Below are 25591 nucleotides of genomic sequence, written 5' to 3'. Positions count from 1 at the left end.
TGCCTCAAGCCGCCAGGTGAAGAAGGGTCTCTTGGTTGGCGTCGGCGCGGCCGACGACACCCGAAACCTGGCCGTCCTTGATCACCACGATACGGTCGGACATGCCGAGGACTTCCTCGACTTCGGAGGAAACCATGATGATCGATCCGCCCCCTTGAGCGAATTCGGACATCAATGCGTAGATTTCGCGCTTTGCGCCGACGTCCACGCCACGCGTCGGCTCGTCCAGCAGGAGAATCTTGGGCTTGGTCAAATGCCAGCGTCCCATCACCACCTTCTGCTGATTGCCGCCGGAAAGAGCGGTGACGGCCAGCTGGTCAGAGGCAGTGCGTATACGGAACTTGGCAATCATCTCCTTGGCGAGGCTGGTCTCCCGTCGCTTGTCGACGACGCCGATCGAGCTGGTGAGCTCCGGCAGAATCGCCAGCGAGAGGTTGCTGCGCACGCTCGAATGCAGGATGAGTCCGCTTTGCTTGCGGTCTTCAGTCACAAGTCCGAAACCGGCAGCCATCGCATCCTGAACGGTGGCGATCTTTTTCTGCTGGCCGTCGATGTCGATCCGGCCGGTCCAGCCGCTGTATAGCCCGAACAGGCACTCCAGGATTTCGGTGCGGCCGGCGCCCATCAGCCCGTAAAGGCCGAGGATTTCCCCCTGCCGCAGATCGAGGTCGATATTGCTGAGGCGTCCTGGGCGCTGCAGGCCTGTGACCGACAGGACGGTACGATCGCAGGGAGTGCTGGTCTTGACATATTCCTCGGCAAGCTCACGCCCGGCGATCATCCGGATCAGATCATTGCGGCTGAGATCTGCCATCGAACCGGAATCGACATAGGCACCGTCGCGGAACACGGTGTAATCGTCGGCGATACCGAAGACTTCGGTCAGGCGGTGTGACACGTAAATGATGCCCTTGCCGCGCTCCTTGAGGCGACGGATCACCGCGAACAGATTATCCGCCTCAGCGGCTCCTACGGCAGAGGTCGGCTCATCCATAATGATGATTTCGGCGTCGCGGCCGAGTGCCTTGGCGATCTCGACAAGCTGGATCTGGGCGACCGACAGGCCCCCCATCGACGTCTGCGGCGGAAGCTCGAAGCCGAGTTCATCCAGCAGTTCCTTCGCGCGCTTGTTCATTGTGGCGAAATCGACTGTGCCGAACCGAGTGATCGGCTCACGGCCGAGGAAGATGTTCTCGGCAATGGTAAGCCCGCTGACAGGGCTGAGCTCCTGCTCGATGATCGATATTCCTGCTGCAAGCGCATCCGCAGGATTGGCGAAACTGACCTCCTCACCGCGAAGACGAACGACGCCGCCGTCACGCTGGTGGATTCCCATGATGATGGACAGGAACGTCGATTTGCCGGCGCCATTGCCGCCGCAAAGAGCATGAACGGAACCTGCTCGGAGACTGAAGCGTCCGTTCACAAGTGCTGCAACGCCGCGAAACGACTTGGTGAGCCCGCTCACATCCAGCAAAAGACCGGCATCAGCCCGGTTGGGCGACGATCCAGACATTCTTCTCCTCCCATGTCACGGAATTCTCAAAATTCCGCAGGCCGCATTGGGAATTTGTGTCCCGACTGCGCATTTGTTCGTGACATATGATGCGGTGATCTGAAAGATGTCAATCTCACGAACCCGAAAAATGAAGGATTTCTTGTTGAAGTCGCATTTTCGCGCGATGATTGATCGAACTCAAATGCAACTGGTGGGTTTTTGATCCAAAAAAGTGGTCTTAGACGGATGGATCGGGCATTGTGTGATCGATCATATGTGCAAAGCAGTAAAATATATGCACAAACATGCAAGTCTCTTGCGGCATTTGCCAATGTCACTGCGATGGCGCAGGGGTGTGGTCCAATCGGGCGTCATTAAATATTGCTCATTGACATTTGTCGATCGCTATTTGATTTTTGTCGAAATGGGAGAGGAGATCGTCATCTTCGTCGACGACGCCTTACCCGCGCCAGCTCACCAACGAGGTTTGACGACATGACGGATGCTGCACCAAATATCGATCTGAACTTCCCGCTTGCCGGGAAGGTGGCTCTGGTAACCGGCGGGGCGTCGGGTATCGGCGCCGCTGTGGCCACCGCCCTTGCCGCTAAAGGCGCACGGGTGGCCGTTCTCGACATCAACGAGGATGCGGCACGCGCCCAGGCGGATCGCCTGGGTAGTGGAGCCAAGCCGTTCGTCTGCAATGTGTCCGATCCGGCGTCTGTCAATAAGGCAGTCTCGGACGCAGTGGCGGCGTTCGGCGGCATCGACATCGCCGTCAACAGTGCCGGTGTTGTCTTCCTTGCTCCGGCAGAGGATTTGCCGCTCGATTATTGGGATAAGACGATCGACATCAATCTCAAGGGAACGTTCCTTGTGACCCAGGCTGTCGGCCGCGTCATGATTGGCGCCGGCAAGGGCGGCAAGATCATCAATCTCGGTTCGCAGGCGGGTACGGTCGCGATCGAAGAGCACGTTGCTTATTGCGCATCCAAGTTCGGCGTCATCGGCATGTCGAAAACTTTCGCCGCCGAATGGGGCAAGCATGGCATCTGCGTCAACACTCTGTCGCCGACCATCGTGCTGACGGAACTCGGCAAGAAGGCCTGGAGCGGCGAAAAGGGAGAGGCTGCCAAGAAGCGTATTCCCACCGGCCGCTTTGCCTATCCGGAAGAGGTCGCAGCAGCTGCGGTCTTTCTTGCGTCCGCTGGAGCGGACATGATCAACGGTGCCGATCTCCTGATCGACGGCGGTTATACGATCCTCTGAAACCAGCCTGAAGCTGTGGAGTCATCATGCAAAGATTCATCAATAACCCTGACGAAGTCGTTGAAGATACCGTCAAAGGCTTCGTAAAGGCACATTCCGATCTGGTGCGGCTTGCCGACAATCCGCGGGTTGTCGTTGCGAAGGACGCGCCGATCAAAGGCAAGGTCGGCATCATCACCGGCGGCGGATCGGGGCACGAGCCGGCCTTCGTCGGCTATACGGGCAGGAACATGCTGGATGCGGTGGCGGTCGGCGAACTGTTCTCTTCCCCGACCGCCAAGAGCTTTTACGATGCCATGCGGGAAGCGGATGGCGGCAAGGGCGTCGTCTGCCTCTACGGCAATTACGCCGGCGACAACATGAACGTGAAGATGGCGATCAGGATGGCGGAGAAGGATGGCATCCAGGTTGCCACCGTCGTTGCCAATGACGACGTCTGCTCCGCCCCCATGGAAGAACGCCAGAAGCGACGCGGCGTTGCGGGCGAGATCTTCATGTGGAAGGTCGGCGGCGCGAAAGCTGCAACCGGCGCCAGTCTCGAAGAGGTTCGTGCAACGGCGCAGAAGGCAATCGACAATTGCCGCTCTGTCGGCGTGGGCCTTGGCCCCTGCACTCTGCCGGCCGTCGGCCATCCGAATTTCCAGATCGAACCGGGCACGATGGAAGTCGGCATCGGCCATCATGGGGAACCGGGCGTCAGGGTCGAGCCGCTGAAGAGCGCCGATGGGGTCGGCAAGAGCATGAGCGAGCTCGTGCTGGAGGACCACAATCTCGCCGCCGGCACCGAAGTCGCCGTCCTGGTTTCGGGCCTCGGCGCCACGCCGCTCAACGAACTCTACATCCTCAATGATACGATCGAGCGGGAAATAACAGCGCGTGGGCTGGTCATTCACAAGACGTTCGTCGGCAACTATTTCACATCGCTCGAAATGGTCGGGGCGACGCTCACGATCATGGCGCTCGACGACGAGCTGAAGGCACTGCTCGACGCAGATGCGCAATGCACCGTGGTATTCTGAGGCGAGGAAATTATCATGCAGACATTCCAGAACGCTTCGGCGGGGTCGATCGTCCTATCCATGGCCGATCGGATCATCGAAAACCGTGCCTATCTGAGCGAGATCGACGGCAAGATCGGCGACGGCGACCATGGCGTCAACATGGCAAAGGGCTTCGGCATGGCCGCCGAACGGCTCAAGGAAAAAGATGCCTCCCTCGCCAGCGCATTGGATACGCTCGGCACTGTGCTGATGACGGAGATCGGTGGTTCCATGGGGCCGCTTTACGGCGTCATGTTCACCGAATTTGCAGAAAAACTGCAGGGCGTGACATTGGTCGATGCCGCTGCCTATAGCCGCATGCTGCATGCTGGGCTTGAGGGTATTCAGTCGATCGGTTCGGCCAAGGTCGGCGACAAGACCATGCTGGATGCGCTGATACCGGCCGTTGAGGCATTCGATACGGCGCACGCCAAGGGCCAATCCTTCGGGGAGGCGCTTCAGGCTCTCGTCGAAGCGGCGGAAGCCGGGCGTGATTCGACGCTGAACCTCGTCGCGAAGATCGGACGCGCCAGCCGTCTCGGCGAGCGCTCGCTCGGTGTTCTCGATGCAGGCGCAACGTCCTGTGCCCTCATTCTAAAAGAATTGTCACTTGGAGCCCGCAGCCGGCTTCAGTGAATCGTCTGAATTCGGCGTCATGCCGTCCGTTGTCTCCCAAGACCGCGTGATCGCGTCGTCAGTGATGCGGTCACGCGTTGCCTTCTTTAAGGAAGGCGGTTGCAAACCTTTGACATTGCTTCCATCCTCTGGCCGGACGAACGAGGGAGCCCCACGAATTCATGACATCCAAGACGGCTTTGGCGCGTAAAGGCGGAACAAGCGGGAGCGGCGGCGCGGAGCGGACGGATGCGATGCCCTTGCGCTACGGGGATGATCCATATGTCTGGGCCTGCTGGCTATACTACGAAGATGGAATGACCCAGGGCGAGATCGCCGATACGATGGGTGTGTCGCGGGCCACCGTCAACAGTTATCTCGCAGACGCTCGCGAGAAGGGCATTGTCAGGATTTCGCTGGATCCGGCACGTCTCGCCTCGCTCACTGTTGCCCAGCAGCTCAAGAGCCATTTCGGGCTTGTCGATTGTCTTGTGGTGCCGAGCGACGAAAGCGGCCGACCTCTGATCGAGCGGCTGGGCGTTGCCGGCGCGCAGGCGCTTCCCAGCCTTCTCAAATCTGGAGATACGCTGGCGGTCGCATGGGGCCGAACGATTCTTTCCGTCGGCGAGCATATGAAACCCGCAGCGCTGCGGGACATGACGGTCGTGCAGGCGACCGGTGGTATGAACGCCACCTTTGCCTATACGCCCGAACTCTGCGCCGCCAAGATCGCCGATACGCTTGATGCGCGCTGCGTCAACCTTACTGCGCCCGCCATCGTCGCCTCCCGGGCATTGCGCGAGCTGCTTCTGGACGAACCGTTACTAAAGGAACAGTTCGCAACGCTGGAGCAGGCCAACAGGATCATCTTCGGCATTTCGTCGCTGCGCCCAAATTCCACTATTCATACAAGCGGCCTGCTCGAGCCGACCTTGTTGCAGCACTATCTCGCGCATGGCGTCGCAGGCGTCGTCGCCGGTCGTTTCATCGACGAAAAAGGCCGGCCGGTTCACGGGCCGCTGGACGACCGGACGGTCGGCATCTCCCTCGATAATTTGAGCCGCATCGGAACGCGCGTCGGCGTTGCCGGTGGTTTCGACAAGGTCCCGGCTTTGCTCGCCGCCTTGCGGGGCGGCTACATCAATGTGCTGATCACCGATGCGGAAACCGGACGCGGAATTTTGCGCGCCGATGGCGCTGTGGGGGTAGACGACAAGCCGCAGCCAAGGGTGGCGGAGAAACGAGCGCCAGAGCCGGCGGGTTTTTATCGAACGCAGGTGAAGAAATTTCTTAATAAACCGAATGACGTCATTGAAGAAATGATGGACGGCTTCCTGAAGGCGCACGGCGAATACATCCAACCGATCGACGGATCGTACCGAGCACTGGTGGCGCGTGATGGCCCGAGAAAAGGCAAAGTCGGTCTCGTGATTGGCGGCGGCGCGGGGCACGAGCCCTGTTTTGCCGGATATGTCGGCAAGGGGCTTGCAGATGCCGTGGCAGTCGGCAATATCTTCTCGTCGCCCCCACCCGACCCGATTGTCCGCTGTGCCGTCGCCGCCTCAGGTGGCGCTGGCGTGCTCTTCGTTTATGGCAACTACGCCGGTGACGTGATGAATTTCGAGATGGCCGCGGAGCTTGCGGCGGAAAAGGGCATTGCGGTGAGGACAGTTCTCACCACCGATGATGTGGCATCTTCGTCACCGGAGGATCGCGACGGCAGGCGCGGCGTCGCCGGTAACTTCTTCATTTTCAAGATAGCGGGAGCTGCCGCAGACCGAGGTCTGACCCTTGATGCTTGTGAGGCAGTGACGCGAAAGGCGAATGCACGCACCTATACGATCGGCGTTGGGCTCGAGCCTGGCTCCATGCCGCAGACCCGTCGGCGCAATTTCGAGATTGGCCCCGATGATATCGAAATTGGCATGGGCATCCACGGTGAACCAGGCGTTTCACGCGAACGTATGCGAACGGCGGACGAGATCGTGGATTCCGTCATGGACAAGATTTTCTCCGAGTTGAAAGCAGGGCCCGGCGAAAAAGTGGCAGTTCTCGTCAATTCTTTTGGCGGAACGCCGATGATGGAACTCTATATCCTTTACCGCCGCGTCGCCCAACGGCTCGCGGCCAAGAAGATTGAAATACAGGCAAAATGGGTCGGCCACTACTGCACATCGTTGGATATGGTTGGAGCGTCGATCTCCGTTTTTCATCTTGATGAAGAATTGAAGGATCTGCTCCATCACCCGTGTGAAACGAGTGCTTTGCGGGTCAATTGATCCGCATCGATGGTGCTGATCGGGCGGCCAATCAGTCTGCGATATAGGGAGGATGGAATGTCGGAGAGCCCGGCCAGTAGTTTGGCCAAGATGTTCGAGATGATCTCGAAGGCGATCGAAAACGAAAAGGACCGTCTTTCGGAGCTGGACGGTGCGATCGGTGACGGAGACCACGGCATCACAATGTCGATAGGGTTTGCCGCGGTTCACAAAACTCTGTCGAAGCTCGATCTCGGTAATAGCAGCTTGTCGGAGGTCATGTCGACTGCCGCCGACGCTTTTCTGGACGCCGTTGGCGCATCGTCCGGGCCTTTGTATTCCACAGGTTTCCGTCGCGCGGCGAAGACGCTGGCCGGTCATTCGCAGTTGGACGTGAGAGCATGTGCCGACATGATCCGCGGCATATCCTCCGGAATAGCCGAGCGTGGAAAAGGGCAGCGTGGTGACAAGACCATGCTGGATGTCTGGCTTCCGGCGGCCGACGCGGCGGCCAATGCGATCGAGGAGGACAAGACGGGAGATGCCTTCTGGAGCGCCGTCATTGCTTCCGCCGACAATGGTGCCGCCGCCACGCGTTCAATGATCGCGACCAAGGGGCGCGCAGCTAGACTTCGCGAGAGGTCGCTCGGTCATATCGATCCAGGTGCAGCCTCTGCCACCGTGATGATCCACGCAATGGCCAAGGCAATTCGCCTGTAGTCGGAAGGTGAAGCAAGGACAGCGTCGCAACTGGGCCGGTGTGGTCGAAGCATCGCAAAGGGAAAGCTCCCAATCTCATGGCAGGCCCAGTCTAAATGTAGCCTCGTCCGGGGCAAGCTGTCAGGTGAAATCGTCCCTGCAGGGATCTCCGAGGGAGAAAGGACGACAACACACGGGATGCGTATCGCCTTCCCTTGATGTCAACCAGCCTGCTTGTCCGTAATCAGCTTCTGCCATAGTCATTCGCGATGGTGGCTTTCCCGAAAACTACGCCACAAGCAAGCCACTGATGCATCATCATTTCCGAGGATGAGATCGGTGAAGCGTTACTCGTATGAGTTGCTGTGCGTCTGGAGGCTGATCGAAAAGTGATGGGAGTGAGTATAATATGCTGGCCAGTGCCTTGGGTATGCTGAAGACGATGTACGACAAGATCTGGGATAGTCACCGGATTATGTCGCGCGATGATGGCCAGGCCCTTGTTTTTATCGATCGCCATTTTATTCATGATGTTACCGCACCGGCCTTCCAGGTCCTGCGCGACCGCGGATTGAAGCCACGCTCGCCCGAGCGTATTTTCGGCACGGCCGACCACTACGTGCCCACTCACACGCATGAAATGTCCGCGATCAACGACCCCGAACGCCGAACGATGATCGAGGCGCTGACGCGGGACGCCAAGGAATCCAACATCACCGTTTTCGGTCTCCACGATCCGCGCCAGGGTATCGTGCATGTCGTCGGGCCCGAGCAGGGTTTGAGCCTTTCGGGCATGACAATCGTGTGCGCCGACAGCCATACCTCCACGCAACCGGTGATCGCCGCTGCGTCTTCGGGCGTTGTTCCCCAGGGCAAGGTTTCCCTGTCATCTCCTGCAGATGCCTGAAGTCGGCTGACCAGCCGTACCCCCGACATCACATCCCCGTGCCAAAATAGAGAGCCTGCGATCGTTCACTGCGGATTTGATGGCGCATCCCAGTCCTCTTCTCGCGCCAAGGCGGTGATCCAGTTCTCGAAAGTCGTGATTTTCGCTGGCGGTCGCGGATTCGTATAGGTGATGCAATACGCTTGCCCGGTTGGCACCCTAAGTTGGAAAGGCTCGACCAGCCGCCCCGTTCGCAGATCGTCCTTCACAAAGGCATATTGCGCCATGACGATCCCGAGCTCGTCGATTGCGGCTTGGTATGCCAGGGCGCTATTTTCAAATTTCAGGCCGCTGTTTCCATCTATGTGTGGGAGGTTGGCCGCCCTGAGCCAATCGGGCCAGTCGTTCGGTCGGTGCATTGAACAGAGCAAAACATGCTGCGACAGGTCTGACGGCTGCTGCGGCCTTGGAAACATTTTAAACAGTCCAGGACTGCAGACCGGTAGCAGCACTTCGCCAAACAATCGGTGGTGCTTGACGTTCGGGCTTGGAATGTAGCCCGACTCGATGGCGACATCGATATCCTCGACGCTAAAGTCTGGCGGCTGATGAGATGTGGTGATCTGCACGTCAATATGTCTGTTAAGGGCGTGAAACCGCGCAAGCCGCGGCACGAGCCAGCGAATCGCGAACGTTGGCGGAAGCTTCAACTTCAGCATGTTCGCGTCCGGCTTCTTCGTCAGCTGTTTGGTCTGAAGATCAATCTCCTTAAAAACCGGGCTGATGCCGCGAAAATAGCTGTCGCCCTCTGGCGTCAATTCGCTTCCACGCCGCGTTCTTACGAAGAGCGGCACCCCCAGCCATTCTTCGAGCTGGGAAACATGTCGGCTGACCGCTCCTTGCGTTACGGATAGCTCCCGCGCGGCTTGTGTGAGGCTCCCGTTGCGGGCTGCAGCCTCAAATGCACGCAAGGCGTTCAAAGGTGGAAGGCGTAAGGTCATTGTGCCATGACTTTTTCTAGGGTCACTATGATTAAATTCTGGCTACCGAGCCCATGATTTCTCATGTTTATGTAACCGGCAGCAATCCTCATATGCAAGAAAATCAGGATATGCCAAGCCGGTGCGAGGCCGGAATGTTGATCCGAACCTTGGGAGGAGGCGGGGACGGCACAGTAGATCGCGCGTTGAGATAGGCGTGGCGATGTCGCTGTCCCTTGGCAAATGAATGAATAAGTCCGCTCAAAGTCTTTTCGAAAAAATCTGGCAGTTCCATCTCATCAAACATTTTGACGATGGTCGGGACCTGCTTTTCATTGATCGTCACGTCCTGCAGGAAACGACCAGCGCTCGCGCCTTCGAAGGTCTCGTGCGCAAGAAGCGTCCGGTCCGGCATCCCGAACTAAGCGTCGCCACGCAGGATCATATCATATCGACGGAGCCGGGGCGCACCGAAACGACCAATCCGCAGGGTCGCGAACTGCTGACCCTAATGAGGGAAAATGCCTTTGCAAACCGCATTCGGCATTTCGGCGTCGAAGACCCGCGCCAGGGCATCGTCCATGTTATCGGCCCCGAACTCGGCTTGGCTTTGCCCGGCGCGATCCTCGTCTGTGGCGACAGCCATACATCGACGGCCGGTGGATTGGGTGCTCTCGGCATCGGCATTGGGACCAGCGAGGTCGAACACGTTCTTGCGACACAGACGCTGGCACTGATGAAACCGAAAACCATGCGGATCGCCTTTTCCGGTCGCTTGCCTGCCGGCGTGACCGCCAAGGACATGATCCTGCACGCGATCGGTAAGTTTGGCATTGCTGCAGGGCAGGGGCATGCCGTCGAATATGCCGGCGACACAATTAGGGCTTTGCCGATCGAGGCGCGGCTGACGATCTGCAACATGTCGATCGAGATTGGAGCACGTCTCGGTCTGATCGCTCCGGACGAGGCGACAATCGCTTACGTCACGGGTCGCGAGTACGCCCCCAGGGGCGATGTGCTCGAACGAGCGATCGCACACTGGCGTCGGCTTGCCACCGACTCAGGAGCCAATTTCGACAAGGATTTGGTGATAGATTCCACCCGCATTGCACCTCAGGTAACCTGGGGAACAACACAGCAGGATGTTGTCGGAATCGGTGAACGTGTTCCGGATCCCGCAAGTTTCAGGGACGCGGCGCGACGTGAAATGGCCACCGATTCCATGCGATACATGGATCTTTCTCCCGGCATGCCGTTGGAAGGGTTGCCAATCGACATCGCCTTCATCGGATCATGCACAAATGCCCGCCTCTCTGATCTTGAAGATGCCGCGGCGGTCGCGCGCGGCCGCAAGGTGGCCCATGGTGTCCGCGCCATGGTCGTTCCCGGCTCGATGACCGTCAAGCGTGCCGCCGAAGCCAAGGGCCTTCACAAGGTCTTTCAAGAAGCCGGTTTCGAGTGGCGGGATGCCGGCTGCTCGATGTGCGTGAGCATGAACGAAGATGTTGTGCCTCCTGGAAGCCGTTGCATTGCGACCTCAAATCGCAACTTCGAAAACAGGCAGGGACCGCGCAGCCGTACCCATCTCGCCAGTCCCGCGATGGTCGCCGCGGCTGCGATTGCCGGCAAGATTTCGGATGTGCGCAAGGTGATGGCGTCATGAGTAACGGTTTCGTCAATTTCTCCGGCATAGCAGCTGCGATGCCAGCCGCGAATATCAACACCGACGCGATCATTCCGATACCATGGATGCGCACTGCTCATGCGGACCTCGGAAAAGGTCTCTTTGCCGTGCAGCGATATGATGATGCCGGCAACGAACGTCCGGAATTCATTCTGAACCAGCAACCTTTTCGATCCGCGTCGATCCTTCTCGGCGGCGAGAATTTCGGCTGTGGCAGTTCGCGGGAGGCCGCGGTCTGGGCGTTGGTGCAGTTTGGTATCAAATGCGTTTTCGCACCCAGCTTTGCCGATATTTTTTACGAGAACGCATTTCGAAACGGCCTTGTCGCCGGGATCATCGACAAATCTGAGCTTGAAACTTGCTTCGCTCTCTCCGCCGAAGGCGGCGGCGATCCGGTCTTCTCAGTCGATCTTGTTGGGGGCACCTTGATCCATGCAAAAGGCCATCAGACCCCCTTTCGCATAGCCGCATCTCGTCGTGACGCGCTCATCCGCGGCGATGACGAGATCGGCCTTACTCTTCGTTATGCGGACGATATTGCTGCGTTTCATGCCGAGGGACTTGCCAAATATCCCTGGCTACATGCTCCTCTGACATCCAAGGTATCGACGTGAATAGACAATCGTTCCGACACGCGCTCGCTTCAGAGCGGCCCCTCATTACCCCTCTTGCTCACGACGCCCTTTCCGCGCGGTTGATCGAAGAGGCCGGGTTCAAGGCTTTCACCATCGGCGGCTCTGCTTTGCTGGCCGCGCGTTATGCCTATCCGGATATCGGCCTGATTGGCCTGACCGATATGGCGCAGGGGATAAAGGATATCGCCGACGCATCCACTCTGCCGTTTCTGACCGATGCCGACGACGGCTATGGAGACGTTAAAAGTACGGTGCGCACGGTGCTCGCCTATGAGGCAATCGGCGTCAGTGGGATGCTCATCGAAGATCAAGAACGCGATAGGAAACAGCAACGGGCCGACAAGGCGGCGGCGGTAGCCGATGAAGCCGTCATCGAGGCAAAGCTCCGCGCGGCGCTCGCCGCACGTACCAATCCCGAAACCTTCATCATCGGACGTACGGATGCCTACGGCGTCTATGGGCTTGATGCGGCAATGCGCCGGGCGGAACGTTTTCTGGCGCTCGGCGTCGACGGCATTTTCATTGCCGGACTAAGGACCGATGCCGACTACGAGCGTGTCGGCAAGACGTTCAAGGGTGCGTTCTTGTCTGCGGCAATGTTTGAAGGCGGTAACGCACCTTGGCTTGCTCCCTCTGTCCTCGGACAGATGGGGTTCAGCCAGGTATCGTTCCCGTTGAGCATTCTTCTTCGTTCCGTTGCCGCGATGCGGGCCGGCCTGGAGGATCTGCGCAGCTATGGACTTGGCAAGACGCAATTGCAGCCGTTCGCGGGAATAACACAAGCGCGTGAGATTTTGGATGTGGCCGTCAACTTGACCAAATGGCGGAGCATCGAAGCGGAATTCGGACAGGACGGCTGAACGCCGACAGTTTCGGAAGGGAGTGGGCTGACGGAGGAGATTTTCATTCAGCGCACAGGAAAGATCGGACGCAATCGAATACAATGGGAGGAAAGTGCATGCCAAGTTTGAGTTTTCAATGTCTGTCGGGCCCGGTGATCGCTCTGGTCACCGGCCTTATGCTCGCCGCGCCTGCTGGGGCCGAGCAGCTTGTCGTCAGCAATTATGGCGTCTCTGCCAATGGCATGCCCTTTGCCGTCGCGATGGCCAAGGGCTATTTCAAAGATGAGGGCGCCAACGTCACCGGTATTGTGACGTCCGACGGTGGCGGTACCACGCTTCGCAACATGTTGGCCGGCGACGTGCCTTACGGTGAAGTCAACCCGAGCGTCGTTGTCGCTGCAATCCAGAAGGGCGCTGACATCAAGATCGTCAGCGACAATGTCAGCACGGTTGCCGAATTCGTCTGGGCGGTAAAGCCGGACTCGCCGATCAAGACCGTCAAGGATCTGAAAGGCAAGAAGATTGCCTATACCAATCCGCGTTCGACCAGCCAGGCGCTCGCGACGCTTCTGCTGCAGTCCGGCGGCCTCAAGACCGAAGATGCGGAACTTGTGAAGACCGGTGGGTTTGGCGAAGGCGTGGCAGCCCTCGATACCGATCTGGTCGACATCGCTCCCATTCCCGAGCCGCTTTGGTCGAAATTCAAGGACAAGTATCGCCCCGTCGCCAAGGCGACCGATATTTTGCCGCCGCTTGAAAACGTCATCGGTGTGGTCTCGGAATCCCAAGCGAAGGCGAAGGGTGATTTTATTCGCGCCGTCATCCGCGCGCGCCGCAAAGCAGTCGATTTCATGATCCAACATCCCGATGAGGCCGGCGATATCGTCGCCAAGGCCTATAATCTTGATCCCGCTGTCGGTCGCGCCGCCGTTACCAACCTTACGACCAGCCGAACGCAGGGCATGCCGTACTGGGGACCAGGCACCATTCACATGGCCGGCCTGCAGCGCATGATCGATCTGCAGAAGTCGGTAGGAGCGATTTCGGGCGATGCCGACGTGTCGAAGATGATCGATACAAGCTTTCTGCCGGATGACATCAAGGGCATACAATGACATCAGCAGTACATGTCACGCTTCGGGCAGCGGAGAAATCATTCCAACGCTCGGGCAGCAAGGAAATCGTGCATGCAATGGGGCCGATCGACCTCGATTTGCGCAAAGGCGAGTTCTTTGCGGTCGTGGGTCCCTCCGGATGCGGCAAGTCGACCATGCTTGAGTTGATCGCCGGATTGACGACAGCAAGCAAGGGCAGCGTCGAATTCGAAGGCGTTGCTATCGGCAACCGCATCCCGGATGGCGTCGGCGTGGTTTTCCAGGAGGATGCATCCTTCCCCTGGATGACCGTGCGGAATAATATCCAATTCGGGTTGCGGCGAAAGAAGCTTAGCCAGGAAGAAAGGGAAGGGCGCGTTTCGCGCGCCCTTGACATGATGGGCCTCGCCGCCTTTGCTGATAGCTACCCCGCACAGCTTTCAGGCGGCATGCGTCAACGCGTCTGCATAGCTCGCACCCTGGTCATGCAGCCGCGCCTCATCCTCCTCGATGAGCCCTTCGGAGCGCTCGATCAGCAGACCCGCTTGCTGATGGGCGACGAGCTCTTGCGTCTCTGGCGGCATACCGGAGCCACTGTATTCCTCATTACCCATGCACTGGACGAGGCCGCGATGCTCGCTGACCGTATCGGCGTTATGTCGGCACGGCCGGGAAGACTGCTGGACATAGTGGAAACCGGATGGTCCAAGGATCGCGACAGTCGCATCGTCGAAGACAATCGCTTCGGCGAAATCACGGCGCGGCTCTGGCGATCGCTGCGGACGGAATCGATGAAGTCCATGGGCAAAGTGGGAGCTGCATGATGAGCCGCCCTGCGATCTATCGTTTGGTGATCATCCTCGGTTTCATTGCCCTGCTCGAAGTGCTGTGCCTGACGGGAACGATCGATGTCATAACGATGCAGCCGCCGCACCGGATGATCATTGATCTGTTTGATATGCTGGCATCCGGCAGCCTAAACGCCGCGATCGTCAAAACGCTTTCCAACGCTGCAATTGCCTTCGTGCTGGCGCTTGCTATCGGCATTATGACTGCAGTTGTTCTCTACCGCTTCCGTCTGGCGCGCGATGTCCTCGATCCCCTGTTTGCGACTTACTATGCGATCCCGGTTTTTGCCTTCTATCCGTTGCTTATCATTGTGCTGGGGCTCGGAGATGCGCCGCAGATATTGCTGGGCTTCATGCTGGCGGTCGTGGCTATCATAGTGAACACGTTGAACGGCCTGGATCGCGTACCCCGCGTTCTTCTCAAGACGGCGAGGGTCAATTGTATGGGACCCGTCGAGACCGCAGCAAAAATCATGCTGCCGTCCGCGGCCCCCTATGTGCTGACCGGGGCCAAGCTCGCTGTTGCCTATTCGCTGATCGGCATCATTGGTGCCGAGTTCATCATGTCGCGTGGCGGCATGGGATATGAGATCAGCTTTGCCTATAACAATTTCGATAACGCCACCATGTATCCGTTGATCCTCCTGATCCTGTTCGTTTCGATCAGCGTGAACACGATCCTTGCTTATTGGGAGAAACGGCTCATGCGGCGGAGGGGACAGGGATAATGTCTGGTTCGCAAGCGGCACTGCGAAATGCCGCAATCCTCATTCTACTCGTGCTCATTTGCTGGCAGCTGCTTTACTGGGATGTTGGCGATATTGCACTGCGCTCGCCAGCGCAGACCCTGAGCTATGTCGGCACCTTGCTTACCGGGGATATGATTTGGCCGCATCTGTGGGAAACGATGCGGGCCTTCGTGATGGCATTGATCCTGGCAATCTTCGCCGGCCTGGCGATCGGATTTACGCTCGGCTACAACCGCTCGGCGGCTCAGACCTTCGAGCCTATCCTCGTCGCATTCTATTCGATTCCCAAGATCACACTTTATCCGATCCTGCTCCTCATTTTCGGGCTTGGAATATCGGCGAAGGTGGCATTCGGCACGATCCACGGCATCATTCCGATCGCCCTTTTCACCATGAACGCCGTTCGCAACGTTCGCCCGGTGTTGATCAAGACGGGCAAAGTCATGCAGCTCAGGCAAGTCGACATGGTTCGTTCTGTCCTGTTTCCCGCCGCGCTTCCGGAAATATTCACCGGCCTCCGCGTCGGCTTTTCGTTGACACTCATTGGCACCCTGCTTGGCGAAATGTTTGCTTCTCAGAGCGGGCTAGGCTTTCTCTTGATGAACGCGATAGGGCTGCACAACATCGATCTCATTATGGCGATAACGCTGCTGCTGGTCATCTTTGCGGCAACGGTCAGCAGCGTCCTGCTCTTTTATGATCGCAAGCTGCACAAACAGAAGTAGCCATGCGGCGAGATTTCGGGGTGGGCACCGCTCGCCTTTTCCAGGACGAGCGCGGGATGCTGTGGCGTAAGGAGATAATATTGGGGCAGCCCTACCTGCTTCAGTCCATCGCCGCCGTCGTGCTTGGCGGAACGCTCATCTTCGGAGGCGCTCGGCGACCGCGCTCGGCACCGCGTCGGCATCGGTGTGGGAACCCTCCGGATCCCATACGATATGCCCGAACTCGGCCGCGCTTCCATTGACTCCTCGTACAACGGTGCTGTCGCGGACAATCGCACCGCCGACGCCGAGGTCAAACTTGCAGAGCAGGAAATCGGATTCTCCGGTCGCGGCACCCCACGCCATCTCCGCAAGAGCCCCGCAGTGAGGCGCCTCGATCAAGACGTGTCGCCCTCGTGCTGCCACTACTTGTTCCCGGCCAATAACCGCACGCCCCGCAGCGCGCCTTTCATGACGCATTATTCGTGCTGCGCGTCACGCCGCGTGCCATCCTTCGTGCCGCTCGAACGACGGGGTTAGTCATAACGAAGCCGGTGAAATGACCGCTGCTCGCGTTCTACTCTAGGCGGCTCTTTTGGCTGTGCGACCAATCACCTAGTAATTTGGCGTATTGAAATGATAGTCGAACAGCGTCTGGGCGTGGGCTCTGTCTATTGTATGAGGCCTATGGAAAGCCACGGAACCAGAGCAATGATCACCACGCCGACGGTGAGTATGGCGAGATAGGGCCAGAGATGTCGCATCGCCCTGTTGGGATCGGCTCCGCCGATTGCACAGGTGATATAGAAACCGACGCCGAAGGGCGGGGTGAACAGACCAAGGCTCATCGCCAGAATGGCCACGATCGCATAGTAGATGTCGTTGATGCCCAGGCCTTGGGCAATCGGGAACATCAGCGGTCCGAAAAGCACGATTGCCGGCAGTCCCTCAAGCACGCTGCCGAGAATTGCAAACAACAGGATGGAAAGGGCCATGAAGGTCGGCACGCCGCCCGGAACTGCCGCAATGGCGTCGGCAAGCGTCTGAGAGAAGCCCGACTGGGTGATTGCCCATGCCATCGCCGTAGCAGCGCCGGTCACGAATAGAATGGCCCCCGAAAGAGAGGCCGTCGCAGCCAGCATGGGAATCAGCCGCTTCCACTCGAATTGCCGGTAGAGCAGGAGGCCGACGATGAGCGCGTAGACGATGCCGACGGTCGAGACTTCGGTGGCTGTCGCGACACCCTCGACGACGGCGCTGCGGATGACGAATGGCAGCGCAAGTGCCGGCAGCGCGACTACGAAACTCTTCCACATTAAGCTGCGCTTCACCGCAGGTCCCTTCGCCTTCGGCGCCTTGCGGGTGCGAAACCAGACGAATATGCAGAGCATGACGCCCAACAAGGCGGACGGCAGCAAGCCCGCGGTAAACAATCCCGCAATCGACAGGCCCGTTACCGAACCGACTGCGATCAGGATAAGGCTCGGGGGGACCGTTTCCGTCTGCGCGCCGGTTGCCGCAAGCAGGGCGGTCATGGCGTCTCGGTCGTTTCCGAGCTTTTCCATCTCGGGAAACAATGCCGGTGCAATCGCCGCCATATCGGCAGCCTTCGAGCCTGAAATTCCCGAGACCAGATACATCGCCGCGATGAGGACATATTGCAATCCGCCCCGGACATGGCCGAGCAGGTTTGACAGGAAGATGATCATCCGTTCCGCCATGCCCGTCATCTCGATGAGCAGACCGAGGAAGACGAATGTCGGGATCGCCAGCAGAAGCAATTGCGACATGCCGGCATCCAGGCGTGCAACCAGGATGGACGGCGGCACGTAGGTTCCGAGCGTCAGATAGGCAAAGGTCGCGGTGCTGAAGGCAAAAGCAATGGGAATGCCCGAAAAGACCATCAGCGGGACGCCGACCAGAAAGAAGATGGCAAGATTGGCCTGATCGAGATCGAGAAAGAAGGGTTGCAGAAAGGCAAGCACGGAAGCCGCGATCACCACGGCGACAAGAGAAACGACGGCGACCATGCGCGGCATCGTGCGAAGCCGCAGGAGCGCCGAGACGATCATCAATCCGATGCCGACAGGCATGGCGACCGCCCGCCAGAACATCGATATTTCGAGACTGGGGCTAATGACGCCGGCCTCTGTCTGAACATGCTCGAAGGATGGCGGCAACAAAAGCAGCAGAAAGGCGATAACCACAGCCAGCGCGAAGCCCGACAGGTAGCTCTGCCATGAGGCCGGCAGCATCGAGACGAAAGTGCTCATCCGCATATGTTCCCACCGCCGCAAGGCGATCGCGGCGCCGAGCATGCCGAGCCAGAGGAACAGGATGGAATCGAATTCGTCCGTCCATACGAGCGGGTGGTGGAAGACGTAACGGGCAACGATGCCCAGGAACAGGACGACGATCTCGATAGCCAGCAATAAAGCCGCTACTGCTGAGATGGCCGCGACGAAGAATTCGTCGACTACCGTCAATATGCCGGTCTTCCGATCCTCGTCAGCCCGCTTTTCAATTGTCTTACCGCTCAAGGTGCTCGCCCCAGCCATGGATGTACCCTCCCGGCTCAGCCTGCCGCTGCCGCTGCCGCGGCCCGACGCTGCTGCGTGGCGGTATCGGATGCGGGATCCCAACAAGCGTCCACAAACGTCGTCAATTCGGCGTTGAACCGCTCCGCCGCCTCGTAGAACACGGAATGCCCGCATCCATCGTAAAGGCTCAAGGTCGCATGGGGGACGAGTCGGTGGGTGATTTCCGCGGCGCTTGGGAGGACCAGAATATCATCACGACCATGGACGATGAGGGTTGGGACGGTGACGGCCTTCAGGGCCGCTTCGGAGATTGTCGGCTCGGTCCACCATTTACCGATCTGCTGGCGGATCTCGAAGGGGCAGACCATGTTGTAGGCGAGCGCGAACGCAAATTCCTCGCCTGAAGGCTGCACGCCAAAGCAGTTGCGAAGGAACGCCAGCGAGACCTCCACCCGGCTGCCGAGGTCATCGATATCGAGCTTTTGCACGACGGCGTTACCGGCGCCGATAACCTCAGGCACTTCGACCGGCCGACAGGACAGGAAGGCGACGCCGCTCAGCTGCGCATCGCCGTAGTCGACCAGATATTGCCGCACGATCCGCCCGCCAAGCGACCAGCCGGCGAGGACTGGCTTGCGGAGCTTGAGTGCATCGATGACGGATTGTACCTCGCCGGACCAGCGCTTGCCTTGCTGATACCACCCGTCGCCGAAAGGCTTGTCGGAGAGGCCGTGCCCGCGCGGATCGAAGGAAATGATACGGAACCTCTGCATTTCTGGATCCGAGTATTGTTTGACGAAAGACAGATAGCTTTGCGCAACGCCCGTGACCAACAGCAGTTCGGGTCCTTCGGGATTGCCCCATTCCCGTACTTCGATCACCACACCGTCGTCGGTGCGAACGCGATGGCGACGACCGGCAGGCCGGTTTTCGAAAGCATTCTTCATTTCAATCTCCAGATCAGCGACGGCCCGAAAGGCCGTATGACATTACCTTCAGCCCAGGGGCCCCGTGTAATGTTCGAGGCGCGTCCAGGCCTCATCTCCGATTTGCTTGCGCCAATTGGCGTAGAACCCAGCCTGCTTGAGCTTGGCGCGGAAGGAATCGGGCTCGGTCGGGTTCACCGCCAGTCCCTTGGTCTTCAACTGGTCGATGAGCGTCTTGTTGAGCGTGACGAGATCGGCGCGCTGCAACAACGCTTTTTCGCTGAAGACCGAGTTCGCGATGTTCTGAACATCTTCGGGCAGGCGCTTCCAAGCGGCGCCGTTGGCGATGATCCAGAACCCGTCCCAGACGTGGTTCGTCAGCGACATGTATTTCTGCACTTCATAGAACTTGCCGCTATCGATCTGCGACAGCGGGTTTTCCTGACCATCGACGACTTTGGTCTGCAGGGCTGTATAGATTTCGCCGAACTGCATACTGACCGGAGCAACGCCGAGGCCTTGGAACAGGGAGACGAGGGGCGGAGCGCCTGGCACGCGAAGTTTCAGGCCGGCAAGATCGTCGGCTGTGTTGATCGCCCGCGCGCTATTGGTGACCTGCCGGTAGCCAAGATCCCACATCTTGGTCATCGGAACGAGATTGGTCTTGCTGGAAATCTGATCGCGAACATAGGTGCCGAGATCTCCGTCCATGGCCTCCCAGACTTTGTCGTAGTTCGGGAAGGCGAATCCCATGCCGTCGATTGCGGTCACAGGCAGAACGGAGGCAAGAATGAGGCCGGCGGCCGGGAAGAATTCGACCGCTCCACTGCGAACCTGCGATAGAAGATCGTTGTCGCCGCCGAGCTGACTGTTGGGGAAGACCTGGATGTTTAGACGGCCGCTGGTTTTCTCGAGGATTTCGCTCGAAGCTTCAACAAGACGTTTGCTGAAGGGATGGTCGGCAGGCGTGCTGTGGCCGAGCTTGTAGCGAAACTGCGCGGCAAGGGCGTTCTTCGACATGGTCGCTGCGGCAGCAGCTGCTGCAGCCCCGCCAATGAAATGACGGCGATTGATATGCATATGTATTCCTCCCATTATTCTCGGTCTTCGCCGGCCGCTCCCCGGTACCGGCTGAAGTCGGTTTGCATGATGTCGCGCCTTTGTGACAGATGCCATTGCCCATTCGTGAAGCTGCATGCGTCGTTGGCGAAGATCCCGGCCGCGTGCTATCGTTCGGATGTAAGTTCTTGTATTGGCTATCGTTCAGTGCAAGGCGCGGGGAACATCGCTCTGGGGGAGGGCCATTTGACGCGTGTCGATCTGATTACACTTAGTCTCTTCATCGCTGTGGCTGAAGAAACGAGCCTGGCTAAGGCCGCTGAGCGCGAACATCTTGCGGCCTCGGCAATCAGCAAGCGCCTTGCTGACCTGGAACTCAATTTCAACATCAAGTTGTTCGAGCGCAAGCCGCACGGCATGTTCCTGACCGCCGCCGGCTCGGCACTGCTGCATCACGCCCGCCTTATCATGCGTAATGTTGCCGAGCTCGAAGCGGAGCTACAGGATTTCTCCGCCGGCGTGCGCGGTACCATCCGTGTTCAGGCGAACGCCACCGCGATGGGGAGCTATCTGCCAGAAGATCTGAAGACCTTCCTAGCCCTTTATCCCGAAGTTCGCGTCGAGGTGGGAGAAAGCACGACGCCTGAGACATTGCGCGCGATTGCAGACAATGCCGCCGATATCGGAATTTACGGTGACGTGATCGTTCCAACCGATTTGACATCCTTTGTCTATCGGGCTGACCGTCTCGCGCTGCTCGTTCCGCTGAGCCATCCCTTGGCCTGCAAGGATTGCGTCACCTTTGCCGACACGGTTGAATACAACTATATCGGCGCTCCGAAAGGGAGCTCGATCGACACCGCGCTCATACGCGCTGGAAGTGATCTTGGCGTGACGCTACGCATGAGCACGCGCACCTCCGGCTTCGACGCGATCAGCCGCATGGTCGCCGCCGGGCTTGGAGTAGCCGTGGTGCCGCACAGTGTGGCAACCTCTTATGCCGAAGCTCTTGGTGTAAAAGTCCTTACACTCAACGAACAATGGGCCGAGAGGCGATTGATGATCAGCGTTCGAAGTATCGATTCGTTGACTCCCGCGGCCGCGGCGTTCCTTGCCCATTTGACCACGGACTAAAGGTGGGTTGGAGAAGTTAAGGAGCGCGAGCGTTCGGCGCTGGCTATTTTCGTTCCACCGTTCTCCAGAAGGCGCATTGGTGTTCTGTCGCGAAATTGTTGATGCTTCTGGAGGTCGGCTTGTTAAGGGATTGCACCGGCCCTGCCTTGCCATCATCGAATCGGGGCCATACCGGCAGGCCCGTTCCATCGGGATTGCCGGCGCGAGCAAAATTTGCCCAATAGGCGCGCATCTGCCTACCAAGCGCTTTCTGGGCGTCCGTCATGTCGGGCGTTCCCTTGAGCGTGATGCTGCTCAGATCGAAGAGATATTGAAGCTCACTGAAATGGCCTGCCCGATAGGAAAAGCTGATCGGCGGAGCGACGATTGAGCGCGCATCGGTGTCAGCCATCTCATATTCAAAGGTCGGTGAATATTTTGCCATGACCTTGTTGATCTCGAACGCGGGGCAGGCGATCACACCATCGGTGATGACTTGGGCGGCCGCCAATCCCGGCGCCTTGTACTTCGAAAGAGCATAGGTTTTCGATATCGCCGGGATGGCTGCGTCGGCAAAGCCGACACGCGGTATGAAGGATCCGATACCCTGAAGCGCCTTCTCGTAATCCTTTGCGACAAGCGGGCTCCCCGACAGATCGAACATGAAACCCGCAATCAGATTGCCTTCGTCATGGTTCGTTCCGTTGATGACCGGTACGTGGTTGTAATGTCCGGCCCCGAGAGCGTCGGCGATCGGACCGGTCAGGAGCTTCCCGTCGATGATCGTCGCAATCGGCGTTGCCTGCGCAGAAACGAGTGCATCGACCGGTACCTTGCGAAGACAGGCGGCTGCCTCCGCGCCGGCATCCACTGGGCAGCCCACTTTCTGGGCGAGGGTTTTGCCCTGGTCCTCCGCCGTCTGCAATGTCTGGTCCGCAGGAGCGCCGCTTTCGATGATCGCCTTCTGGAAAAGGCCGGCAGCCATCGGCGAAACGATGTGCGCGTAGATCGCGATCGCTCCGGCCGACTCGCCGAAAATTGTCACGTTGTCGGGATTGCCGCCGAAGGAGGCTATGTTGTCGCGAACCCATCTAAGAGACTGCTGTTGATCGAGCAGGCCATAATTCGCAACGGCATGATCTTCCGCATCCAGTGCGGGATGGGCAAAGAAGCCGAGCGCGCCAAGACGATAGTTGACCGTAACGACGACGACATCATTTTCCCTGGCAAGGTCGTCGGCATTGTAGAGATCCCCGGAACCCCCAGTAAAGCCGCCGCCATAGAAGAACACCATGACGGGCTTCCGCTGCCAGAATTGCATGCCGGAGCCGTCCGCGGGAACGGTAACGTTGAGAAAAAGGCAATCCTCATTCGAAGAAGGGACACCCCACGGGCCTCTTGCCCTGCGGGCAGCCGCTGCCTGGTTTGGTCGCATCGACCGTTCCGCTTGCCGCCGGGGCCGGGGCGGGTGGCTTCCATCGCAGATCGCCGATCGGCGATTGGGCATAGCGGATGCCCATAAATTTCGCGAGACCCGGCGAAGAGGTACCGACAAGCGTTTCGCGCCCGACATTTGCTTGAGGCGCATCGACAGCAAAGACTGACGTAGCTGACAGTACCGCCATTGCCACGGCTGCGGGCACAAAAAACCGTTTGGCGCCACGCAGCGACGCCGCCAAAATAGACATGAATTCCTCCCAGACCACGGATGCCTACAAGAGCTGCCCTTGTCTCGATCGCTCGGGCGTGTCCTCACCTATCCGTAACAGGAGACTATGCACTGAGGCCCGGCGATGGCTATTTCCGAATCAAGAACGGCCATGCGTGGAATGAGAAGGGCGAACTGCCAGTGAATTTGAGAAGCTGCTTATCCCGCAATCGATAGCTGCTGCGCTAGCTGTCGACACCCAGCTGGATCCGTCCGAGCCATACGATCTCGCCGTTTAGATAGTCCGTTTCGAGAGAGCCGGTACCCCGGACAACGCTTTGCATCGTCGATGACCCCATTCGATCACGGCCCGAAACGGTGCCCAAGGTTGTTTCCTTGCGAGCGGGCGCATCCGACTTGTCCTAATCAACGCCGGGCGCGCCCAAGACTTGCTCGCCTTCGGCGCGCACTGTCTCGTATCATTCGTTCTGTACCAGTGACGCGCTCGGGCAGTGTCGATCCGGCCAAACCGCGCGGCGGCTTCCGAGACGATATGTTGGGCGGTCACGGGATCGCCGATACCCTGCGCAACGCGGCCAGTCCTATCCATGCCCCAATGGTGCTGCGATCTTCCTACGGACATCTCTTGGCCTCGCTCAGCGAAACGAGCCGCCGCGAGTTCTCGTCCCAAAGGATGAATTTTACGCAGCGCAAGCTCTCTTTGAGGGTGATCCGGCTGACGCTTGTAAGTTCCGGATAATCGCGCAACACTTCCGGCAGCCTGTAGAAGGGCACGCGGCTTGAAATATGGTGGATGTGATGCATGCCGATATTGGCGGTTATCCAACGCAGAGGCCGCGGGAGATCGTAATATGAAGCGCCGTGCATGGCCGCATGCTGGAGCGTCCATTCCGGGGGCCTGGACCAGTGGGTCTCCTCGAATTGGTGCTGGATATAAAACAGCCACACACCGACCGAACCGGCGATGAGCACGATCGGCAGATGGATCAACAGAAAAGGGACGATCCCGACAGCCCATATCAGGAGTGCTGCGAGTGCCACAACGACCGCGTTCGTTCCCATCGTCGAGATCCACGGAAGCGCACCGGCTCGCATCATCCCGAATGGCAGTCTCTGCTTGAACAGGAAAAGCCATGCCGGACCAATGCCAAACATGACAAGCGGATGCCGATATAGCCTGTAGCCGAGCTTTCCAAGACGCGACAGGGCGCGATATTCGGCAACGGTGAACGTGGCGATATCGCCGACACCTCTTTCGTCGAGATTGCCGGCCGAGGCGTGGTGTTCGGCATGCGCGCGGCGCCAATAGTCGTAAGGCGTAAGTGTCAGGATGCCGATTGCGCGACCCGTCCAGTCATCGAACCGACGCCTTCCGAAGAACGAGCCATGCCCACAATCGTGCTGCACCATGAAGAGCCGCAAGAGAAATCCGGCTGCCGGGATAACAAGGATCAAGCCGAGCCAATACCCATGGTCTATCGCCATCCAGGCTGCCGCCCAGAGAAGCACGAATGGTACCAAGGTCACGCACAGCTCAAACAGGCTTCGGCCGATCGCCGGCTTTCGGTAGGTCGAGAGAATTTTGAGCCAGGTTCTTTCAGTCTTGTCGCCGCCCGGGCCAGTTCTGGTCGTGGCGTTCATGGGCGATGCGCATCTTGCGCCTCGGCGGCGCTGCGAAAGAAGTGCTCGGCATGCTGGTAGTCGTTTTCGGCTCCGATGCGGTCGCCAGTCGAAATCTTTGCCTCGGCAAACCGAAGGTGCTCGTGGTATCGATCCAAGAGGCGTTCCCTCGAAGGAGGAGCAATTCTCTGGCTGCGGGAAAGATGCTGATTGTTCATGATATGTCGGCCCATCGGGCGCTCCTCGTTCTGATAAAGCAAGTTGCCAAATCGATCTGCTCGGCAACGATCCGGCGTTGCTCGTCTCGGGCAAATGTCTTTGTCCTGGTAGCCGCCTGAGCTCGTGGCGGAGGCGGACCAGACAGCGTTGCGGCTGTCGTAGACTGTTGTTTTGAATTGGGGTTCATGGGATCCACGCGCACGAGCAGCGCTCGACAGCGTCAATTAAAATCGCTGATTGGAAGATTGTGAATTTATGCCGGCAATCGGACGGCAGCCTCTGTAACGAGCACTGCGCTCGGAAGATTCGACCTATACAGCAGCATTGTGGCGGCTTCACGTCCCAGATCCAGTGAAGAGCAGGGCATTGCGAAATGAGANAATGCGGCGGCGATGGAAACGATGGCAGCGAAATTTCGCTTCGTCTTCTCGCAGCGTAGTGCGACGCGCTTGAAGCGTTTGAGCTTGCCGACGGCCTGTTCGATGCGCGCGCGACCTTTGTAGATGCCTTTGCGAAGAAGGCCGGCTTTCCTTTCTCGTTGGATTTGTGCGGGATCACCGGAATGATGCCGCGCGACCGGGCTGCATTGCGATTGGCTTTGCTGGCGTATCCCTTATCGGCAACCGCTGCCTTGGCCCTGATGT

General features: G+C 58.7%; 21 protein-coding genes and 3 pseudogenes. 15 read left to right on the top strand and 9 right to left on the bottom strand.

The annotated features are described in order from the left end of the window. Positions 1 to 4 precede the first annotated feature (4 nt). The gene (locus DTW90_RS27100) at positions 5 to 1516 is read right to left on the bottom strand and encodes a sugar ABC transporter ATP-binding protein (RefSeq protein WP_132527487.1); all 1512 of its coding nucleotides are present in this window, start codon (positions 1514 to 1516) and stop codon (positions 5 to 7) included. A gap of 477 nt (positions 1517 to 1993) precedes the next feature. On the opposite strand from DTW90_RS27100, the gene DTW90_RS27095 reads away from it, so the two are divergent. The 6 genes from DTW90_RS27095 to DTW90_RS27070 all read left to right on the top strand — a co-directional run bounded on the left by DTW90_RS27095 (position 1994) and on the right by DTW90_RS27070 (position 8286). Continuing rightward, positions 1994 to 2767, top strand: coding sequence for an SDR family oxidoreductase (locus DTW90_RS27095; protein WP_149342383.1), 774 nt, complete (start codon positions 1994 to 1996; stop codon positions 2765 to 2767). A 26-nt stretch (positions 2768 to 2793) separates the two neighbouring features. Beyond that, entirely contained in the window at positions 2794 to 3786 is a 993-nt protein-coding gene (locus tag DTW90_RS27090; protein WP_149342381.1) for a dihydroxyacetone kinase subunit DhaK, read from the top strand. Between the two features lie 15 nt (positions 3787 to 3801). Then, the gene (dhaL, locus tag DTW90_RS27085) at positions 3802 to 4443 is read left to right on the top strand and encodes a dihydroxyacetone kinase subunit DhaL (protein ID WP_149342379.1); all 642 of its coding nucleotides are present in this window, start codon (positions 3802 to 3804) and stop codon (positions 4441 to 4443) included. 161 nt (positions 4444 to 4604) lie between these two features. Then, positions 4605 to 6701, top strand: a complete 2097-nt coding sequence (locus DTW90_RS27080) for a bifunctional sugar-binding transcriptional regulator/dihydroxyacetone kinase subunit DhaK (protein WP_149342377.1) — start codon at positions 4605 to 4607, stop codon at positions 6699 to 6701. 57 nt (positions 6702 to 6758) lie between these two features. Then, positions 6759 to 7400 carry a dihydroxyacetone kinase subunit DhaL gene (gene dhaL / locus DTW90_RS27075; RefSeq protein WP_132527496.1) on the top strand — a complete coding sequence of 214 codons (642 nt, stop codon included), beginning with the start codon at positions 6759 to 6761 and terminating at the stop codon, positions 7398 to 7400. 388 nt (positions 7401 to 7788) lie between these two features. Next, positions 7789 to 8286, top strand: coding sequence for an aconitase family protein (locus DTW90_RS27070; RefSeq protein ID WP_149342375.1), 498 nt, complete (start codon positions 7789 to 7791; stop codon positions 8284 to 8286). A 65-nt stretch (positions 8287 to 8351) separates the two neighbouring features. On the opposite strand, the gene gcvA is transcribed toward DTW90_RS27070, so the two are convergent. Beyond that, positions 8352 to 9266, bottom strand: a complete 915-nt coding sequence (gene gcvA, locus DTW90_RS27065; protein WP_132527500.1) for a transcriptional regulator GcvA — start codon at positions 9264 to 9266, stop codon at positions 8352 to 8354. 226 nt (positions 9267 to 9492) lie between these two features. Here gcvA and leuC point away from each other — a divergent pair, with 226 nt between their 5' ends. The 8 genes and pseudogenes from leuC to DTW90_RS37745 all read left to right on the top strand — a co-directional run. Beyond that, on the top strand, positions 9493 to 10908 hold the full coding sequence (leuC, locus tag DTW90_RS27060; RefSeq protein WP_149342373.1) for a 3-isopropylmalate dehydratase large subunit: 1416 nt from the start codon (positions 9493 to 9495) through the stop codon (positions 10906 to 10908). Beyond that, positions 10905 to 11543, top strand: coding sequence for a 3-isopropylmalate dehydratase small subunit (gene leuD / locus DTW90_RS27055; protein WP_149342371.1), 639 nt, complete (start codon positions 10905 to 10907; stop codon positions 11541 to 11543). The genes leuC and leuD overlap by 4 nt, the downstream gene beginning before the upstream one ends. Continuing rightward, on the top strand, positions 11540 to 12424 hold the full coding sequence (locus DTW90_RS27050; protein ID WP_188080068.1) for an isocitrate lyase/PEP mutase family protein: 885 nt from the start codon (positions 11540 to 11542) through the stop codon (positions 12422 to 12424). The genes leuD and DTW90_RS27050 overlap by 4 nt, the downstream gene beginning before the upstream one ends. Before the next feature lie 98 nt (positions 12425 to 12522). Continuing rightward, on the top strand, positions 12523 to 13521 hold the full coding sequence (locus DTW90_RS27045; RefSeq protein ID WP_188080067.1) for an ABC transporter substrate-binding protein: 999 nt from the start codon (positions 12523 to 12525) through the stop codon (positions 13519 to 13521). After that, entirely contained in the window at positions 13518 to 14324 is an 807-nt protein-coding gene (locus DTW90_RS27040; protein ID WP_132527510.1) for an ABC transporter ATP-binding protein, read from the top strand. Before DTW90_RS27045 ends, DTW90_RS27040 begins: the two co-directional genes overlap by 4 nt. Next, positions 14324 to 15076 carry an ABC transporter permease gene (locus DTW90_RS27035; RefSeq protein WP_149342365.1) on the top strand — a complete coding sequence of 251 codons (753 nt, stop codon included), beginning with the start codon at positions 14324 to 14326 and terminating at the stop codon, positions 15074 to 15076. Before DTW90_RS27040 ends, DTW90_RS27035 begins: the two co-directional genes overlap by 1 nt. Then, the gene (locus tag DTW90_RS27030) at positions 15076 to 15822 is read left to right on the top strand and encodes an ABC transporter permease subunit (RefSeq protein WP_149342363.1); all 747 of its coding nucleotides are present in this window, start codon (positions 15076 to 15078) and stop codon (positions 15820 to 15822) included. Before DTW90_RS27035 ends, DTW90_RS27030 begins: the two co-directional genes overlap by 1 nt. Before the next feature lie 80 nt (positions 15823 to 15902). After that, positions 15903 to 16009 (top strand): annotated as a pseudogene (locus DTW90_RS37745) (ABC transporter permease); the annotation flags it as partial. A gap of 59 nt (positions 16010 to 16068) precedes the next feature. Here the strand turns inward: DTW90_RS37745 and DTW90_RS37740 are convergent. From DTW90_RS37740 to DTW90_RS27010, 4 genes and pseudogenes are all read right to left on the bottom strand, one after another. Next, a pseudogene (locus DTW90_RS37740) lies at positions 16069 to 16167 on the bottom strand (hypothetical protein); the annotation flags it as partial. Positions 16168 to 16472: 305 nt separating this feature from the next. Next, on the bottom strand, positions 16473 to 18341 hold the full coding sequence (locus DTW90_RS27020; RefSeq protein ID WP_246665061.1) for a TRAP transporter large permease subunit: 1869 nt from the start codon (positions 18339 to 18341) through the stop codon (positions 16473 to 16475). A 35-nt stretch (positions 18342 to 18376) separates the two neighbouring features. Further along, positions 18377 to 19288, bottom strand: coding sequence for an alpha/beta hydrolase (locus DTW90_RS27015; RefSeq protein ID WP_149342360.1), 912 nt, complete (start codon positions 19286 to 19288; stop codon positions 18377 to 18379). Positions 19289 to 19336: 48 nt separating this feature from the next. Continuing rightward, on the bottom strand, positions 19337 to 20347 hold the full coding sequence (locus DTW90_RS27010; protein ID WP_132527520.1) for a TRAP transporter substrate-binding protein: 1011 nt from the start codon (positions 20345 to 20347) through the stop codon (positions 19337 to 19339). A gap of 123 nt (positions 20348 to 20470) precedes the next feature. Between DTW90_RS27010 and DTW90_RS27005 the strand changes: the two genes are divergently transcribed. Further along, positions 20471 to 21460, top strand: a complete 990-nt coding sequence (locus DTW90_RS27005; protein WP_165927968.1) for a LysR substrate-binding domain-containing protein — start codon at positions 20471 to 20473, stop codon at positions 21458 to 21460. Positions 21461 to 21503: 43 nt separating this feature from the next. Here the strand turns inward: DTW90_RS27005 and DTW90_RS27000 are convergent. The 3 genes and pseudogenes from DTW90_RS27000 to DTW90_RS26985 all read right to left on the bottom strand — a co-directional run bounded on the left by DTW90_RS27000 (position 21504) and on the right by DTW90_RS26985 (position 24961). Continuing rightward, positions 21504 to 22959 (bottom strand): annotated as a pseudogene (locus tag DTW90_RS27000) (carboxylesterase family protein). Positions 22960 to 23720: 761 nt separating this feature from the next. Then, positions 23721 to 24749: a fatty acid desaturase gene (locus DTW90_RS26990; protein ID WP_149342356.1), complete on the bottom strand. Its 1029-nt coding sequence runs from the start codon at positions 24747 to 24749 to the stop codon at positions 23721 to 23723. After that, the gene (locus tag DTW90_RS26985) at positions 24746 to 24961 is read right to left on the bottom strand and encodes a DUF4167 domain-containing protein (RefSeq protein ID WP_149342354.1); all 216 of its coding nucleotides are present in this window, start codon (positions 24959 to 24961) and stop codon (positions 24746 to 24748) included. Before DTW90_RS26985 ends, DTW90_RS26990 begins: the two co-directional genes overlap by 4 nt. Positions 24962 to 25591: the final 630 nt, after the last annotated feature.

The organism is Neorhizobium sp. P12A (genome assembly GCF_008365395.1).
In the GTDB taxonomy this organism is placed as follows: Bacteria; Pseudomonadota; Alphaproteobacteria; order Rhizobiales; family Rhizobiaceae; genus Rhizobium.
Note: the sequence above shows the minus strand (reverse complement) of the source record. Positions and strands in the feature narration are given on the sequence as shown.

Coding starts and splice junctions, on each gene's coding strand:
- DTW90_RS27070 (WP_149342375.1), top strand. CDS start 7,789: ATGCTGGCCAGTGCCTTGGGTATGCTGAAGACGATGTACGACAAGATC.
- DTW90_RS27040 (WP_132527510.1), top strand. CDS start 13,518: ATGACATCAGCAGTACATGTCACGCTTCGGGCAGCGGAGAAATCATTC.
- DTW90_RS27035 (WP_149342365.1), top strand. CDS start 14,324: ATGAGCCGCCCTGCGATCTATCGTTTGGTGATCATCCTCGGTTTCATT.
- DTW90_RS27080 (WP_149342377.1), top strand. CDS start 4,605: ATGACATCCAAGACGGCTTTGGCGCGTAAAGGCGGAACAAGCGGGAGC.
- DTW90_RS26985 (WP_149342354.1), bottom strand. CDS start 24,961: ATGGGCCGACATATCATGAACAATCAGCATCTTTCCCGCAGCCAGAGA.
- DTW90_RS27100 (WP_132527487.1), bottom strand. CDS start 1,516: ATGTCTGGATCGTCGCCCAACCGGGCTGATGCCGGTCTTTTGCTGGAT.
- DTW90_RS26990 (WP_149342356.1), bottom strand. CDS start 24,749: ATGAACGCCACGACCAGAACTGGCCCGGGCGGCGACAAGACTGAAAGA.
- DTW90_RS27030 (WP_149342363.1), top strand. CDS start 15,076: ATGTCTGGTTCGCAAGCGGCACTGCGAAATGCCGCAATCCTCATTCTA.
- dhaL (WP_132527496.1), top strand. CDS start 6,759: ATGTCGGAGAGCCCGGCCAGTAGTTTGGCCAAGATGTTCGAGATGATC.
- DTW90_RS27015 (WP_149342360.1), bottom strand. CDS start 19,288: ATGAAGAATGCTTTCGAAAACCGGCCTGCCGGTCGTCGCCATCGCGTT.
- DTW90_RS27045 (WP_188080067.1), top strand. CDS start 12,523: ATGCCAAGTTTGAGTTTTCAATGTCTGTCGGGCCCGGTGATCGCTCTG.
- DTW90_RS27010 (WP_132527520.1), bottom strand. CDS start 20,347: ATGCATATCAATCGCCGTCATTTCATTGGCGGGGCTGCAGCAGCTGCT.
- DTW90_RS27090 (WP_149342381.1), top strand. CDS start 2,794: ATGCAAAGATTCATCAATAACCCTGACGAAGTCGTTGAAGATACCGTC.
- leuD (WP_149342371.1), top strand. CDS start 10,905: ATGAGTAACGGTTTCGTCAATTTCTCCGGCATAGCAGCTGCGATGCCA.
- DTW90_RS27095 (WP_149342383.1), top strand. CDS start 1,994: ATGACGGATGCTGCACCAAATATCGATCTGAACTTCCCGCTTGCCGGG.
- leuC (WP_149342373.1), top strand. CDS start 9,493: ATGAATAAGTCCGCTCAAAGTCTTTTCGAAAAAATCTGGCAGTTCCAT.
- dhaL (WP_149342379.1), top strand. CDS start 3,802: ATGCAGACATTCCAGAACGCTTCGGCGGGGTCGATCGTCCTATCCATG.
- gcvA (WP_132527500.1), bottom strand. CDS start 9,266: ATGACCTTACGCCTTCCACCTTTGAACGCCTTGCGTGCATTTGAGGCT.